The sequence below is a fragment of the Candidatus Rhodobacter oscarellae genome (assembly GCF_001078595.1).
Lineage (GTDB): Bacteria > Pseudomonadota > Alphaproteobacteria > Rhodobacterales > Rhodobacteraceae > Rhodobacter_B > Rhodobacter_B oscarellae.
Genome location: NZ_LFTY01000002.1, coordinates 15,226 through 29,631, shown reverse-complemented (window position 1 = coordinate 29,631; position 14,406 = coordinate 15,226). Strand labels below are relative to the sequence as shown.

General features: G+C 65.8%; 12 protein-coding genes. 7 read left to right on the top strand and 5 right to left on the bottom strand.

The genetic code is table 11. From position 1 onward, the window contains the following. On the top strand, window positions 1-818 hold an 818-nt coding region (locus AIOL_RS05200), incomplete at its 5' end, for a tetratricopeptide repeat protein (protein WP_049642009.1). Between the two features lie 168 nt (window positions 819-986). Here the strand turns inward: AIOL_RS05200 and glcF are convergent. The 3 genes from glcF to AIOL_RS05185 form a co-directional block, all read right to left on the bottom strand. Further along, window positions 987-2,261, bottom strand: a complete 1,275-nt coding sequence (glcF, locus tag AIOL_RS05195; protein ID WP_049642008.1) for a glycolate oxidase subunit GlcF — start codon at window positions 2,259-2,261, stop codon at window positions 987-989. Then, complete coding sequence (locus AIOL_RS05190; RefSeq protein WP_049645272.1) at window positions 2,261-3,382, bottom strand: FAD-binding protein; 1,122 nt, start codon at window positions 3,380-3,382, stop codon at window positions 2,261-2,263. The genes glcF and AIOL_RS05190 overlap by 1 nt, the downstream gene beginning before the upstream one ends. Before the next feature lie 81 nt (window positions 3,383-3,463). Further along, the gene (locus tag AIOL_RS05185; protein ID WP_049642007.1) at window positions 3,464-4,903 is read right to left on the bottom strand and encodes an FAD-linked oxidase C-terminal domain-containing protein; all 1,440 of its coding nucleotides are present in this window, start codon (window positions 4,901-4,903) and stop codon (window positions 3,464-3,466) included. 80 nt (window positions 4,904-4,983) lie between these two features. Here AIOL_RS05185 and AIOL_RS05180 point away from each other — a divergent pair, with 80 nt between their 5' ends. Genes AIOL_RS05180 through AIOL_RS05165 form a run of 4 tightly spaced genes read left to right on the top strand, consistent with a single transcriptional unit; the run spans window position 4,984 to window position 8,773 of the window. Continuing rightward, complete coding sequence (locus AIOL_RS05180; protein WP_049642006.1) at window positions 4,984-5,679, top strand: DUF599 domain-containing protein; 696 nt, start codon at window positions 4,984-4,986, stop codon at window positions 5,677-5,679. Further along, complete coding sequence (locus AIOL_RS05175; RefSeq protein ID WP_235439157.1) at window positions 5,679-6,029, top strand: hypothetical protein; 351 nt, start codon at window positions 5,679-5,681, stop codon at window positions 6,027-6,029. The genes AIOL_RS05180 and AIOL_RS05175 overlap by 1 nt, the downstream gene beginning before the upstream one ends. A gap of 46 nt (window positions 6,030-6,075) precedes the next feature. Beyond that, on the top strand, window positions 6,076-7,650 hold the full coding sequence (locus tag AIOL_RS05170) for a TCR/Tet family MFS transporter (protein ID WP_268760181.1): 1,575 nt from the start codon (window positions 6,076-6,078) through the stop codon (window positions 7,648-7,650). A 37-nt stretch (window positions 7,651-7,687) separates the two neighbouring features. After that, window positions 7,688-8,773, top strand: coding sequence for a Zn-dependent alcohol dehydrogenase (locus AIOL_RS05165; protein ID WP_049642004.1), 1,086 nt, complete (start codon window positions 7,688-7,690; stop codon window positions 8,771-8,773). 204 nt (window positions 8,774-8,977) lie between these two features. Here the strand turns inward: AIOL_RS05165 and AIOL_RS05160 are convergent, their stop codons facing one another. Then, the gene (locus tag AIOL_RS05160) at window positions 8,978-10,588 is read right to left on the bottom strand and encodes a flavin-containing monooxygenase (protein WP_049642003.1); all 1,611 of its coding nucleotides are present in this window, start codon (window positions 10,586-10,588) and stop codon (window positions 8,978-8,980) included. A gap of 104 nt (window positions 10,589-10,692) precedes the next feature. Between AIOL_RS05160 and AIOL_RS05155 the strand changes: the two genes are divergently transcribed. Beyond that, the gene (locus AIOL_RS05155) at window positions 10,693-11,694 is read left to right on the top strand and encodes an aldo/keto reductase (protein ID WP_049642002.1); all 1,002 of its coding nucleotides are present in this window, start codon (window positions 10,693-10,695) and stop codon (window positions 11,692-11,694) included. Window positions 11,695-11,915: 221 nt separating this feature from the next. Continuing rightward, window positions 11,916-13,061, top strand: coding sequence for a fasciclin domain-containing protein (locus AIOL_RS05150; protein ID WP_235438898.1), 1,146 nt, complete (start codon window positions 11,916-11,918; stop codon window positions 13,059-13,061). Here AIOL_RS05150 and AIOL_RS05145 read toward each other — a convergent pair. Beyond that, window positions 13,058-13,774, bottom strand: a complete 717-nt coding sequence (locus AIOL_RS05145) for a Hint domain-containing protein (RefSeq protein WP_049642000.1) — start codon at window positions 13,772-13,774, stop codon at window positions 13,058-13,060. The genes AIOL_RS05150 and AIOL_RS05145 overlap by 4 nt on opposite strands. Window positions 13,775-14,406: the final 632 nt, after the last annotated feature.

Sequence of the window (14,406 nt, the reverse complement as noted above, 5' to 3'; positions counted from 1 at the left end):
ATTGGGCCATGACCCAGAACAACCTCGGCCTCGCGCTGCAAAAGCAAGGCACCCGCACCGAGGGGCCGCGGAGCGCCGATCTGCTCGCCCAAGCCGTTACCGCCTATCGCGACGCGCTCACCATCCGCACCCGCGCGGACCACCCGGTGAATTGGGCCATGACCCAGAACAACCTCGGCATCGCCCTGCAACAGCAAGGCATCCGCACCGAGGGGTCGCAGGGCGCCGATCTGCTCGCCCAGGCCGTCACCGCCTATCGCGACGCGCTCACAATCACCACCCGCGCCGACCACCCGGTGGATTGGGCCATGACCCAGAACAACCTCGGCAACGCGCTGCAACAGCAAGGCATCCGCACCGAGGGGCCGCGGAGCGCCGATCTGCTCGCCAAAGCCGTCACCGCCTATCGCGACGCGCTCACCATCCGCACCCGCGCGGACCACCCGGTGAATTGGGCCATGACCCAGAACAACCTAGGCAGCGCGCTGTCAGAGCAAGGCACCCGCACCGAGGGGCCGCAGGGTGCCGATCTGCTCGCCCAGGCCGTCACCGCCTATCGCGACGCGCTCACCATCCGCACCCGCGCGGACCACCCGGTGCATTGGGCCCAAACGCGGGAGAATATGGCACTTACGGAGCAGGCGATCGCAGACCACAGCACGACCAAAAATCCGCGCCCGCATCTAAAGGCCGCCCTGGCCCATGTCGAAGATGCGCTGACGGTCTTCGACCCTGAGCATCTGTCATACGAGCATGGTCAATGCACAGAAATCCGCGACCACCTCCAAGCCAAGCTCAACGCCTTGGATGATCCGTAAGGCGGGACTTGTCCCGCCGCCACCCCCCGAGGATCACAACGCCTCCCGCATCTCCGCGATCTTCGCCATCGATCCGTAGGGTGGGCAATCTGCCCACCGCCCGCAAAGCTGCCATACACTTTGCCATACAAAAGGCCGACGTTTTGCCGACGCATTGCCGACGCGCTTTTAGCCGCCCAAAGCGGGGGGCTTCGGGCCGCCCGTCGCCCAGTCGAGCAGCTCCACTGTGTGCACAATCGGCGTCTGAGTGCCCGACCCGATCTGCATCATGCAGCCAATGTTCCCCGCCGCGATCACGTCTGGCCGCTTGGCCTCTAAGGTCTTGACTTTACGCGCTTTTAGCTCGCCCGAGATCTCCGGCTGCATCAGGTTATAGGTCCCCGCCGAGCCGCAGCAAAGATGCGCGTCCGCGGGCTCCACGACCTCGAAACCCGCCTGCTTTAACAAGGACTTAGGCGTGGTTTTTATCTGCTGGCCATGCTGCAGGCTACAGGCGGCATGATAGGCCACCTTCAGGCCCTGCGAAGCCCCCTCCGGAATCCCCAATTTCTCAATGATCTCAGACACATCCATGGCTTTTGCCGATATCTCGGCGGCGTCCTCGGCCCCCGCCTCGTTCCGCAGCATATGGCCGTAGTCCTTCACCGTGGTCCCGCAGCCGGAAGTGTTTATCACCACCGCATCTAGCGGTCCGGCCGCTTTCCAGGCGCTTATGTTGCGGTTCGCCGCCGCGTGGCTCTCCCCCTCGCGGCCCATGTGATGCACCAAGGCCCCGCAACAGCCCTGCCCCTCGGCAATCACCACCTCCGCCCCCAACCTCGTTAACAAGCGAATCGTGGCGTCATTGATGTCGGTGTTCAGCGCCCGCTGGGCGCATCCCGTCATCAGCGCCACCCGCATCTTCGGGCCTCTAACCGATTGAAAAACCTGCGGATCATCGTTCCGGCTGACCGGGGGGATGCGCCTTGGCGCCATCTCCAGCATCGCCCTTATCCGCGGCCCAAAGAGCCCCCGGAACGGCCTTCCCAGCTTGGCGCCCAGCAGCGCAAGCCGGAACCGCGTCGGGTAAGGCAGCACCCGCGCCAGCATCCAGCGCAGCGCCCGCTCCCCCATAGGCCGTTGATATGTCTGCTCAATATGCGCCCGGGCGTGGTCCACCAGGTGCATGTAATGCACGCCGCTCGGGCAGGTCGACATGCAGGCCAGGCAGGACAGACAGCGGTCGATATGCTTGACCGTCTTGGCATCCGCCGGGCGGTCATTCTCCAGCATGTCCTTGATCAGGTAGATCCGCCCGCGCGGGCTGTCCAGCTCGTCTCCAAGCACCTGATATGTCGGGCAAGTTGCCGTGCAGAACCCGCAATGCACGCAGGAGCGCAGGATCTCATTAGAGCGCTTCAGCGCCGGGATTTTCAGCTGCGCGTCGGTGAAATTCGTTTGCATCAGCCCATGATCCCCGGGTTGAGAATGCCGCGCGGGTCGAACTTGGCGCGCAGGCCCGCGGTCAGCGCTGCAACCGGCGCGGGCTCGGGCGGAAACACCGCCACCGCGGCCCGCGCCGCCTCAGAGGCCCGAACCAGGGTGGCGTGCCCGCCCAGCTCGGCCACCCGCGCGCGGATCGCCGCCGCGCCGCAATCGCCTTCTTCGGGGACCAACAGCCAGACCAGCCCGCCGCCCCAATCAAAAATCGCCTCGCCCAAACCAGCCAACAATGGCCCGTCAGAGGGCTTCACCGAGATCCGCCAGACCGCCCCATCGCGGCCTGCAAAGGGCGTCACATCGCGGACCTCTTGCCAGAGCGCGGCGCTCTGCGCGCCCTCGACCACCTCGAAACCAGGCAGCAACTCCGCCAATCGCCCGGCGCGATACGCGACCGAACCGGCAAGCCCCTCGATGCGCACCTGCGTGCGCGCCTCATCTGAGGATCGCGCATCCAGATGCGCCGCCCCGCTGACGTCAAAGGGCGATCCTAAGCCCGCCGACAGCGCCGCGACGCCCTGCTCCGCCGACAGGCCCCGCGCAACCAATGACGCCTCCGCCCCCGGCGCGGCCAGCACCTTGAACGAGACCTCGCTCAGCACGCCCAAACTGCCCCAGGACCCCGCCATCAGCTTCACCAGGTCATAGCCGGTGACGTTCTTCATCACCCGGCCGCCGTTCTTGACCACGGCCCCGGTGCCGTCCACAAAGCGCACCCCGATCAGGTAGTCCCGGCAGGCGCCGCCCTGCACCCGGCGCGGGCCGGATACATTCGCCGCCACGACCCCGCCAATTGTGGGCGCGCCCGAGGTCCCCAACAACGCGCGATGGTCCATCGGCTCGAAGGGCAGGCGCTGGCCTTCCGCGGCCAGCACCGCCTCGACCTCGGCGAAGGGCGTGCCGGCCTGCACCACCAGGGTCAGCGCGCCGGGCTCGTACAGGCTCACCCCCGACAGCCCCGCCGCAGACAGCACCTCCCCCGCCACCGGCTTGCCGATTGGGCGCGTGCCGCCGCCGATGATCCGCAGGGGCCCGGTGGCCGCGCACACCGCCTCGGCCAAATCAGCTTCTGTCTCGGGGGTCAGCACGGTCCGTCCTTCTTCGGTTTGAAAATATCCTGGGGGGAGTTTGAGGGGGGCAAAGCCCCCCTCAACCGGTCGCGGCAGTCATGCCGCGAAATCCCTTCGTGACGCGGTCACCGCAAGCGGGAACACCTTGGCCGGGTTGAGCAGCCAATCGGGGTCGAACACGTCTTTAACCCGCATCTGCGCCTCCATATCCGCGTCGGAGTATTGCGCGCCCATCAGGTCGCGTTTCTCCACGCCCACGCCATGCTCGCCGGTCAGGCAGCCGCCGACCTCGACGCAGAGCTTGAGGATCTCGGCCCCCAGCGCCTCGCAGGTCTCCAGATCGCCCTCTTTGTTGGCGTCAAACAGGATCAGCGGGTGCATATTGCCGTCGCCCGCGTGGAAGACATTCGCCACGTCCAGCCCGTATTCCTTGGACAGCTCCTCGGTGCGGCGCAGCACGTAGGGCAGCTCGCTGACGGGGATCGTGCCGTCCAGGCACATATAGTCGTTGATCTGCCCCATGGCGCCAAAGGCCGCCTTGCGCCCCAGCCAGATGCGGGCGGCCTCGTCGGCATCCTTGGCTTCGCGAAGCTCCACCGGGTTGTGGCCTCGGGCGATCTGGTTGATCACGCCCAGCTGCTCGGTGATCTCGGCGTCCGAGCCCTCGACCTCGACGATCAGCAGGGCCTCGCAATCGGGGTAGCCCGCGCCCGAGAAGTCATCCGTCGCCCGAATGCAGGGCCGGTCCATGAACTCGATGGCCACGGGCAGCACGCCCGCCTTGATAATGTCGCTGACCACCTGCCCCGCCACCTCGGCGCTGTCATAGCCCATCAGCACGGGCCGCGCGCCTTCGGGCTTGCGCAGGATGCGCAAAGTGGCCTCGGTGACCACGCCAAGCTGACCCTCAGAGCCGCAGATCACCCCCAGAAGGTCCAGCCCGCCCGCGTCCAGATGCGCGCCACCGATCTCCACGATCTCGCCCGCCATGGTCACCATGCGCACGCCCATCAGGTTGTTGGTGGTCACGCCGTATTTCAGGCAATGCGCGCCGCCGGAATTCATCGCGATATTGCCCGCGATGGCGCAGGCCAGCTGCGAGGACGGGTCGGGCGCGTAAAAGAAGTCATCCTCCTCCACCGCGCCGGTCACGCTGAGGTTGGTGCGCCCGGTCTGCACCCGGATAAAGCGGTTGTCGTAATCGACCTCCAGCACCTCGTTCATGCGCGCCACGCCCAGGATCACGCTGTCGGCGGTGGGCAGCGCGCCCCCCGCCAGCGAGGTGCCCGAGCCGCGCGGCACCACGGGCACGCCCTCCTCGTGGCAGATTTTCAGGACGGCGGCGACCTCCTCGGTCGTGCTGGGCAGGACGGCGGCCAGGGGCGGGCACTTATAGGCGGTCAGCCCGTCGCATTCGTAAACCCTTGTCTCGGTGGGGTCCGAGATCACGGCTCCGGCGGGCAGCGCCTCGGCGAGGCGCGCCACGACGCGGGGCTTCTTGGCCAGGATGCTGGCATCGGGGGCGGGCATTTCCATGGGCACATCTCCAATTGGTAAAAATATATTACCAATTCTGCGGGGTGGCAAGTGCTATGTCGTCGCGCTAAGCAGATCCCATGGACCTCTTGGACCGGCTGCAATTCTTTGACCTTAGGGACGGCGTCGCCCTGGCCCTGATCGCGCTCTGCTGGGTCGCGATAGGGCTTGCGGTCGAGCACGGGCTGGGCCAGCGGCGCTCGGTCTCGCAGCTGATGAACCGCTACCGCAGGGAATGGCTGCACGCCTTTGTCAGCCGCCAGCCGCGCATCCTGGACGGGGCGATCCTGAACGGGCTGCGCCAGGGCACGACGTTCTTTGCCTCCGCCAGCATGATAGCCATTGGCGGCGGGCTGGCGCTGATCGGCAACACCGAGCGCCTGCTGGCGGTGGCCGAGGATCTCAGCCTGGAGGCCCCCGCCCTGGTCTGGGAGGTCAAGATCCTGCTGATCCTGTTCTTTCTGGCGAACGCGTTCCTGAAATTCGTCTGGTCGCACCGGCTCTTTGGCTATTGCGCCGTGGTGATGGCGGCGGTGCCCAATGACGAGAGCGAGCCCGCCTATGCCCGCGCCGCGCAGGCCGCCGAATTGAACATCTCCGCCGCGCGGGCTTATAATCGCGGCCTGCGGGCCGTCTATTTCGCGCTGGCCGCCTGCGGCTGGCTGCTGGGGCCCTGGGCGCTGATCGGCGCCACGCTGCTGACGCTGGCGGTGCTCTGGCGGCGCGAGTTCGCCTCGCATTCCAGAACCGTCCTTTTAGTGGGAGACACCAAGTGATCCGCATTCTTATCCCCGCCCTGCTTATGGCCGCGCCCGCTTTCGCCGACGCGCCGGTTATCGAGGACGTCTCGGCCCGCCAAAGCGGCAATGCCTGGAGCTTCTCGGTGACGCTCAGCCACCCCGACACCGGCTGGAACGACTATGCCGATGGCTGGCGGGTGGAGCTGCCGGACGGGACAGAGCTGGGCACCCGCGTGCTGCACCACCCGCATGTGCACGAGCAGCCCTTCACGCGCGCGCTGTCTGGGGTGGAGATCGAGGACGGCGTCGTCGAGGTGAATATCCGCGCGCGGGACAATGTAGGCGGATGGGCACAAGAGGTGTTCCGGTTCAAGCTGCCGCGGTGATCATGGGCGCAATGCGCCGCCCCACGGGCATGGCATCGGCGGTTATTTGAATAAAAAGCGCTTTGAACGTGACGTAAACAATTCGTTTAGGTCGGGTATTCCTGACCTCTGCGCCGTTTCAATTTTCCGCAAAAACGCTATCTACACCGTACCAACGAGCAATCATGGCAGCCAAAAAGTTACCACTCACGGCCCACTACGCACGACCCACCACGCACGACCCACCACTCACGGCCTACGACTTACGGACCACTACTTACGGACCACTTCTCACGGGCAACCACTTACGGCCCACCACTCACGGGCAGCCTCGCGTTGGGGCTGCCACACTCACGAACCGCAGCCCTTGGGACCCGCTATGCCGCGTTCGCGCTCGCTTCCGATCACCTTCATACTGATCACCGTGGTGATCGATTCAATGGGCATCGGGCTGATTATGCCGGTGATGCCTGACCTTATACGCGAGATCGGCGGCGGCGACCTGGCAAACGCGGCGATCTGGGGCGGGGTGCTGTCGGCGGTCTTCGCGGTGATGCAGTTCCTGTTCGGGCCGGTCGTGGGCAACCTGTCGGACCGATTCGGGCGGCGCCCGGTGCTGCTGGTCGCCCTGTTCGTCATGGCGCTGGACTATATCGTAATGGCGATGGCCGGGGCGATGTGGCTGCTGCTGCTTGGCCGGGTCGTCGGCGGCATCACCGCCGCTACGCAGTCCACGGCGGCGGCCTATATGGCCGATATCTCTAAGCCCGAGGAAAAGGCCGCGAATTTTGGCCTGATCAGCGCAGCATTCGGGGCAGGTTTTGTGCTCGGGCCGCTGATCGGCGGCCTGTTGGGAGAGCTCGGCACCCGCGCGCCCTTCTATGCCGCCGCGGCGCTGGCGGGTCTGAACCTTGTGTTTGGGTATTTCGTGCTGCCCGAGACCGTGGATGATCGCATCCGCCGCCCCTTCCAGTGGCGCCGCGCGAACCCGTTCGGCGCGTTCAGCTCGGTGGGGCGCCTGCCGGGGTTGACGGCGCTGCTGGTTCTGTTCTTTGTCTATCAGGTCGCGTTTTTTGTATACCCCGCCGTCTGGGCCTATTTCGCCCGGGCTCAGTTTGGCTGGGAAGACGGAATGGTCGGCGTCTCGCTCGCCGCATTCGGTATCGCTATGGTGGTCGTGCAAGCGGGGCTCATTCGGCTGATCCTATCCAGACTGGGCGAGCGTATGACCATCCTTTTTGGGTTGCTGTTCAACGCGGGCACCTTCCTGATCATGTCGGTGCTCGCCAGCGGGACGATCGCGCTGATCCTCACCCCGCTGACCGCCCTTGGCGCTGTGGTCACCCCTGCCCTGCAAGGTATGATGTCGCGCGCGGTCAGCGATGACGCGCAGGGCGAGCTGCAGGGGGTTCTGACCAGCGCGGGCGCGGTGGCGATGATCGTCTCGCCGCTGCTGATGACGCAGACCTTCGCGTATTTCACCGCCGAGAGCGCCCCGATCTACCTGCCCGGTGCGCCGTTCGCCGTGTCGATGCTGCTGATGATCGTGAGCCTGTTCGTGTTCATGGCCGCCCGCGCGACGGAACCCGCCCAAAGCGACGCGAAAACGTCGGTTTCGACCCAGCCAGACCTCGCGCCCTAGGGCTAGCTCTGTGAAACAATTGGATTAAGAGGGACGCATGACCAAGGTCAAAGCCGCCGTCTGCCGCGCGTTCGGCGAACCGCTCAGCATCGAAGAGATCACGCTCGCGCCGCCGGGCGATGGGCAGGTCGCGGTCAAGCTGGCCGCCTGCGCGATCTGCTTTTCGGATATCTCGCTGATGGATGGCGGCTGGGGCGGCAAGCTGCCCGCGGTCTACGGCCATGAGGCGGCGGGCACCGTCACCGGCGTGGGCGCGGGCGTGTCCGGCTATGCCGAGGGCGACACGGTTCTGGTGACCCTCATCAAGTCATGCGGCGCCTGCCTGCCCTGCGTCTCGGCGCATCCCGCGGTCTGCGAGAACCCCGGCCCCAAGGATAACGGCGTGATCACCGGCCAGGGCGGCGGCATGGAGCAGGGCCTGCACACCGGCGGCTTCGCCGAGGCCGTGGTGGTCGACCAAAGCCAGATCGCCAAGATCCCGGCGGACATGCCAATGGACGCGGCCAGCCTGCTGAGCTGCGGCGTGATCACCGGGGTGGGCGCGGTGGTCAACAGCGCCGGGTTGCGCCCCGGCCAGAACGCCGTTGTGATCGGCGCGGGCGGCGTCGGGCTGAACGCGATCCAGGGCGCGCAGATCGCGGGCGCGGCGCATGTCGTGGCCGTGGACATGACCGAGGAGAAGCTGGACACGGCGATGGAGTTCGGCGCCACGGGCGGCGTGCTGGCCACCGGGCCCAAGCCCTGGAGTGCGGCGCGCAAGCTCATGGGCCGCGGCGCCGACGCGGTGTTCGTCACCGTGGGCGCGATCCAGGCATTCGACACCGCCGCGCGCTATCTGGGCACCGGCGGCAAGGTCTACCTGGTGGGCATGCCCCATAGCGGCGAGACCTCCAGCTACGAGCCGGTGATCCTCTCGGCGCTGGCCCAGGGCATGATCGGCACCAAGATGGGCGACGTTGTGCTGCGGCGCGACATCCCCTGGATGGTGACGCTCTATCAGCAGGGGCGGCTGAAGCTGGACGAGCTGATCTCTGGCCGCTGGTCGCTGGGGCAGATCAACGAGGCCATCGCCGATACGCGCAGCGGCGCGGCCAGGCGGAACGTGATCGTCTTTGACGAGTGATCTTGGCCACCAGCGGGCATTGGCGCGACACAATTTTCTTGCAAGAAAATTGCGAAACTCTTGCAAGAGTTTCTTTGCCGCGACACGCATTGACCCCGTATGGGCAACCCCTTGCCCACTTGCGGGCCCAACTTTCCTTGGAAGGAAAGTGCAAATCTCTTGAAAGAGATTTGGGCCGCCGCGGGCCCAGCACCCGCCATCGCCCTACACCAACCGAAACCCTTCATACCCGGCCTGCGCCACCGCATCACATTTCGCCGCGTAGGTCGCAAAACCGCCAATATAGGGCATGAACCCAACCGGCTTACCAGAGATGTTCTCTCCGGTGTACCAGCTCGCGGTCGAGCTGCGCAGATGCCGCGAGGCGACCTCGGCGTTATGCGCCCCCCAGGCCCGCTCGGCCTCAGGATCCGCCTCGATCTCCACCGCGCCCTGCGCGCGCAGCGCCCGCAGGCACCCCGCGATCCATTCGCAATGCTGCTCGATCGCCTGGGTCACGTTAGTGAACACCGACGGGCTTTGCGGGCCAGTCACGGTGAAGAGGTTCGGGAACCCCGCCACCGCCAGCCCGAGATAGGTGGACGGCCCCTGCCGCCAGTGCTCGGCCAGGCGGCGCCCGCCGCGTCCCTCGATGTCCATGCGCAGCAGCGCGCCGGTCATGGCGTCAAACCCGGTGGCGCAGATGATCGCGTCGACCTCATATTCCTCCCCGCCCGCCGAGACGCCCTGCGACGTGATCTCAACCGGCGCCTCCGAGACGTCCACCAGCGTGACGTGGTCCTGGTTGAAGGTCTCGAAATAGCCAATATCGACGCAGAGCCGCTTCGCCCCGATGGTGTTGGACGGGCAGAGAAGCTCGGCCACCTGTGGGTCGCGCACCTTGGCGCGGATCTTGTCGCGCACGAAGCCCGCGGCGTGGTCGTTGACCTGGCGCTCGTACATCTGATCGGGGAAGACGCCGGCGAAGACCAGGCCGCCCTCGCCCCAGCGGCGCTCTAGCATCGCGTCGCGCGCGGCCGGGGTCATCCCGGCGCCGGTGGCCTCGGGGTCGACGTCGTAATAGGCGCCCGAGAAGCTCGCCTTTTGCCGCGCGCGCAGCTCTGCATACCCGGCCTTCACGGCGGCGCGGTCCGCGTCCGATAGGGCGTGGTTGCGGGCGGGCACGGCGTAGTTGGGCGTGCGCTGGAACACGGTGAGCGCCGCGGCCTGCTTGGCCACCTGCGGGATGGTCTGGATCCCCGACGAGCCGGTGCCGATCACCGCCACGCGCTGCCCCGAGAAGTCCACCGGCGCATGCGGCCAGGTCCCGGTGTGGTAGATCGGGCCGCCGAAGCGTTCCTGGCCGGGAAAGCTGGGCCTGTTGGGCGCCGATAGGCAGCCGGTGGCCATGATGCAAAAGCGCGCGGCCAGCGCCTCGCCGGTGTCGCAGCGCAGGCGCCATTCCCGCCCCGCCTCGTCATAGGCGGCCCGCTCAACCCGGCGCCCGAAATACATGTCGCGGCGCAGATCCAACCGGTCGGCGATCTCGCCGGCATAGGCCAGGATCTCGGGCTGGGTGGCGTAGCGCTCGGACCAGTCCCAGTCCTGCTCCAGCTCGGGCAGGTAGGAATGCGCGTATTGCACGCTCTCGATGTCGCAGCGCGCGCCGGGGTAGCGGTTCCACCACCAGGTGCCGCCCACGTCATCGGCGGCCTCGATCACGGCGACAGAGAACCCCGCCTCGCGCATCAGCTTGACCAGGTACATGCCAGAGAACCCCGCGCCGACGACGGCCACGTCCACCCGGCCGGGCAGTTCGCGTCTCTCGATTGTCACCGGCGCGCCCTCCGCTTTGCTCTTTCACAAGCAAAGCACCCCGGGCCTTGATGGTCAATTGCGCGCGGCCTAAGAATGGCGAAACCGACAAGGAGTGAAACGGCATGGAACATCGCGCGCTGGGGCAAGGCGGCCCAAAGGTTCATCCGATTGGCTACGGCGCGATGTCGTTCTCGGACTTCTACGGGCCGACGACCGAGGCGGCGAGCCACGCGATCCTGGACATGTGCCGCGACGTGGGCGTGACGCATCTGGACACGGCGAATGTCTACGGGATGGGCGCGTCAGAGAGCGCCATCGGCAGCTATTTCGCCGCCAACCCGGCCGCCAAAACAGAGTTCACCATCGCCACCAAGGCCGCCATCACCCGCGATCCCGAAACGAACCGGCGCTACTTTGACAACTCGCCCGCGCATTTCGAGGCCGAGCTGGACCGCAGCCTGCAGCGCCTGGGCCTGGAATGCGTGGACCTGTTCTACGCCCATCGCCGGGACGCGGATATGCCCATGGCCGAGATCGCGGGCAACCTCGCGCGCTTGGTGGAGAAGGGCAAGGCCAAGTCCATCGGCCTGTCCGAGGTCGCGCCGAACGCGCTGCGCCAGGCCCATGCCGAGCACCCCATCGCCGCCGTGCAGTCGGAATACTCGCTGTCGGTGCGCTCGCCAGAGCTGGGCCTGATCCAGACCTGCGCCGAGCTGGGCACCGCCGTGGTGGCCTTCTCGCCGGTGGGGCGGTCGCTTTTGACGGACGCGCCGCTGCCGCTGGACCAGGTGCAGACGCTTGGTTTCTTGGCAACGAACCCGCGCTTTATCGAGCCGAATTACAGCGCCAACATCGCCGCCACGGATGCCTTCCGCGCGCTGGCCGCGAAGATGGGCGTGCCCGCGGCTGGGCTGGCCATTGCCTGGGTGCTGGCGCAGGGCCCGCATGTGATCGCGATCCCCGGCACGCGCTCGACGCAGCATTTCGCCGAGATCATGGCCGCGGCCGAGATCACACTGGGCGCCGATGACCTGGCGCAGATCGAGGCGGTGCTGCCGGTGGGCTGGGCCCATGGCGACCGCTACTCGGCGGCCCAATGGATCGGGCCCGAGCGCTACTGCTAAACAGCGCCTATTCGCCCAAAACAGAAGAACAAAAACGCCCCCTCGGCGGGATTGTTTCCAGCCCGGCAACGGCCCCACCAAAGCTCATAAAATTTGCTGCTAATGTGAACTAGTTTCCCCCTGCTGCCGTATTTCTGGCAGTAACCGAGGGGAAGAGTATGTCTTTGCAAGCAATTTACCCGACATTGTCGGACTCTATCACAACGCGAGACGGCACCGTGTTGTCCACTAGCGCGGATTTTGAGGTCTTGGCGCTGGCCTTGGAGGCGGCGGACCTCACGGGCACGGTGCAGGGGCTGACCGATGTCACGATCTTTGCGCCAACGGATGCGGCCTTTGCCGGGCTGGCCCAGGATCTGGGCTTCACTGGGGACACGGGTGATGCGACAGCGGTCTTTGGCGCGGTGGCCGACGCGCTCTCGGGGCTTGCGAGCGACGGGGACCCGATCCCGCTCTTGACCGACATCCTGCTCTATCACGTGGCGCCCGGCACGGACGCCGAGAGCGATCTGAACGCGGGCGGCCCCCTGGACACGCTGCTGGCCGGCACGCCGCTGCAGATCACGGGTGGCACGGTCGTGGACAATGACACCAACTCGCTGAACGCCGACATCATCGCGCCCGACATCGCCACCACCGGCGGCAACGTGCAGGTGGTCGACCAGGTGCTCTTGCCCATCGAGACCCCGGCAGAGATCGACGGCGCCACCCTGTTGGACACACTGAAGGAAAGCGGCGGCACGCCGGACGAGGATGCCACGGATTTCGATCTACTACTGACGGCGCTTCAGGCGACCGGTCTGGATGCCGCGGTGGATGACCCCGAGGCTGAGCTGACGGTCTTTCTGCCCAATGACGGGGCGTTTGTGTCGCTGGCGCAGAACCTGGGCTATGAGGGCGAGGACGAGGGCGAGGCGCTGCAGACGATCTTGGATGCCTCCGCCGCCGCCGATCCCGACAATCCGCTGCAGTTGGTCACGGACATCCTGACCTATCACGTCTCGCCGGGGGTGCAGGATGCGACCGCGGTGCTGGGCTCGACCGAGATCGCCACCTTGAACGGCGCCGAGATCGGCGTGTCTGGCACGACGCTGGTCGATCTAGAGCCCGACGCCGAGGACCCAGAGATCATCGCCACCGACCTGACCGCCAGCAACGGGATCGCGCATGTGATCGACGAGGTGCTGCTGCCCCTGGATCTGCCCGCGATTGATATGGCCGCGCTTGAAATGCCCGCGATCGAAATACCCGCAGAGGAAGAAGACCCCGAGGAGGAAGCCGAACACGACGACGGCTTTGACTTCCCCATCGAGGCGCTTGGATTTGGCGCGCTGATGCTGCTGATACTGGCCGGCGGCGGCGCCTAGGCCGTTCTGCGCAGCGGGCGGTCCGTAATGTGCGTCGCGGCGCCTGTGTCGCCGGGCGCAAGCCGGTCCTTGATCGCCTGCGGCACCAGCCGGGCGGTGCTTATCCTGGGCATCCGCATCTCGGGGATGATCCGCTCGGCGCCGTAGAGATCCAGGTATTCCTGGTAATTGTCGAACGCCGCGCGGCCCGCCGCGTCCAGGAAGGTCTCCGCCGGGGCGCCGTTGGCGAGGATCACGTCGTGGTTTTCGGTCTTGATGTGGTAGACGGTGATGCTGTCTTCCAGCTCGGAAAGCGGCACGAAGTCGATCGTGTCGCCGTTCACCAGGGCGCTTGCGTTGATCACCATTCCGTCGAGCACCATCCCATGAGTCGCCGTCACCGTCAGGTCGCTATGCGGCAGCCCGCCGCCCAGCGCGCCCGCGCGGATGCGGACAGGTTGCGCACTTTCGGGCAGGGGCAGGTTCACGGCGGCGGCTCTATGCGTTTGAACGCCCAGCCATTTCACCGCCACGTCGCGGCCATCCGCGGTGCGGACACGGTCGCCAATCGCCAGCGTTTCCACGGCGGCCTCGCCCTCGGGCGTGGCGATCATCGTGCCGGCGGCAAAGCACAGGTTCACGACGACAGCGTTATCACCGGCATTGGTGATCGGTTGGGTTACAGCGGTGCCGGCTAGAGAAGCAAACCCTTCATTCGGGTCAAAATAGGGCACAAAGTAGCCCCCGGCACCATTTGCAAAAATCGCGTAGTTTTGACCATCGATTTCAATGGTGTACCCACTGTAGGGAAAGCCAGCACTAGCCACCCAATCCGTGGACGTATCGGCGTTGCCATCTCCGTCGTCGAATACGTCAAAATTTTGGCTTTGGTGACTCCAACCAGAAGAGTCCGGCGTCAAAACACCTCCACTCTCTGTGGCACCGAAAGATAGATAGGCATCGGATCTCTGTGTCGGCATTTTAGTTCCTCGCTCGATGGCGCGCGGCGATCTGGCATCGGCGCGTTTTTTCAATTCGCGAGTTAAAAATTAACGACGGCATTGTCTAGGTATTTCTTTCGCAACCTTGATAAGCGTCTGACCTAAATACCTTTTATCGGGATTTGGTGCGTTGAGCGGATGCTTCAGACCAGGCTGCACTCGTCAACGAAGGCCACGCTGGTTGACGGATTTAAGACAAAATCGCCCTCGGGTTGTAGCCTCAAATTGACCATGGGCCGCTTGCTCCCTCGCGCAATATCGCTACCCATCGGGGGCGGGAGGCGTGCAAGCACACAGCCTACCGGCTTGCATTCCCGATAGCGCCCGTCCCCGCGCGCGGCTCGGTGCGGCGGGGACATAAGAGC

Bases quoted from the DNA above. Each gene is read 5' to 3' on its own strand.
- AIOL_RS05155 (WP_049642002.1), top strand. From the start codon at position 10,693: ATGGAACATCGCGCGCTGGGGCAAGGCGGCCCAAAGGTTCATCCGATT.
- AIOL_RS05180 (WP_049642006.1), top strand. From the start codon at position 4,984: ATGGACCTCTTGGACCGGCTGCAATTCTTTGACCTTAGGGACGGCGTC.
- AIOL_RS05165 (WP_049642004.1), top strand. From the start codon at position 7,688: ATGACCAAGGTCAAAGCCGCCGTCTGCCGCGCGTTCGGCGAACCGCTC.
- AIOL_RS05185 (WP_049642007.1), bottom strand. From the start codon at position 4,903: ATGGAAATGCCCGCCCCCGATGCCAGCATCCTGGCCAAGAAGCCCCGC.
- glcF (WP_049642008.1), bottom strand. From the start codon at position 2,261: ATGCAAACGAATTTCACCGACGCGCAGCTGAAAATCCCGGCGCTGAAG.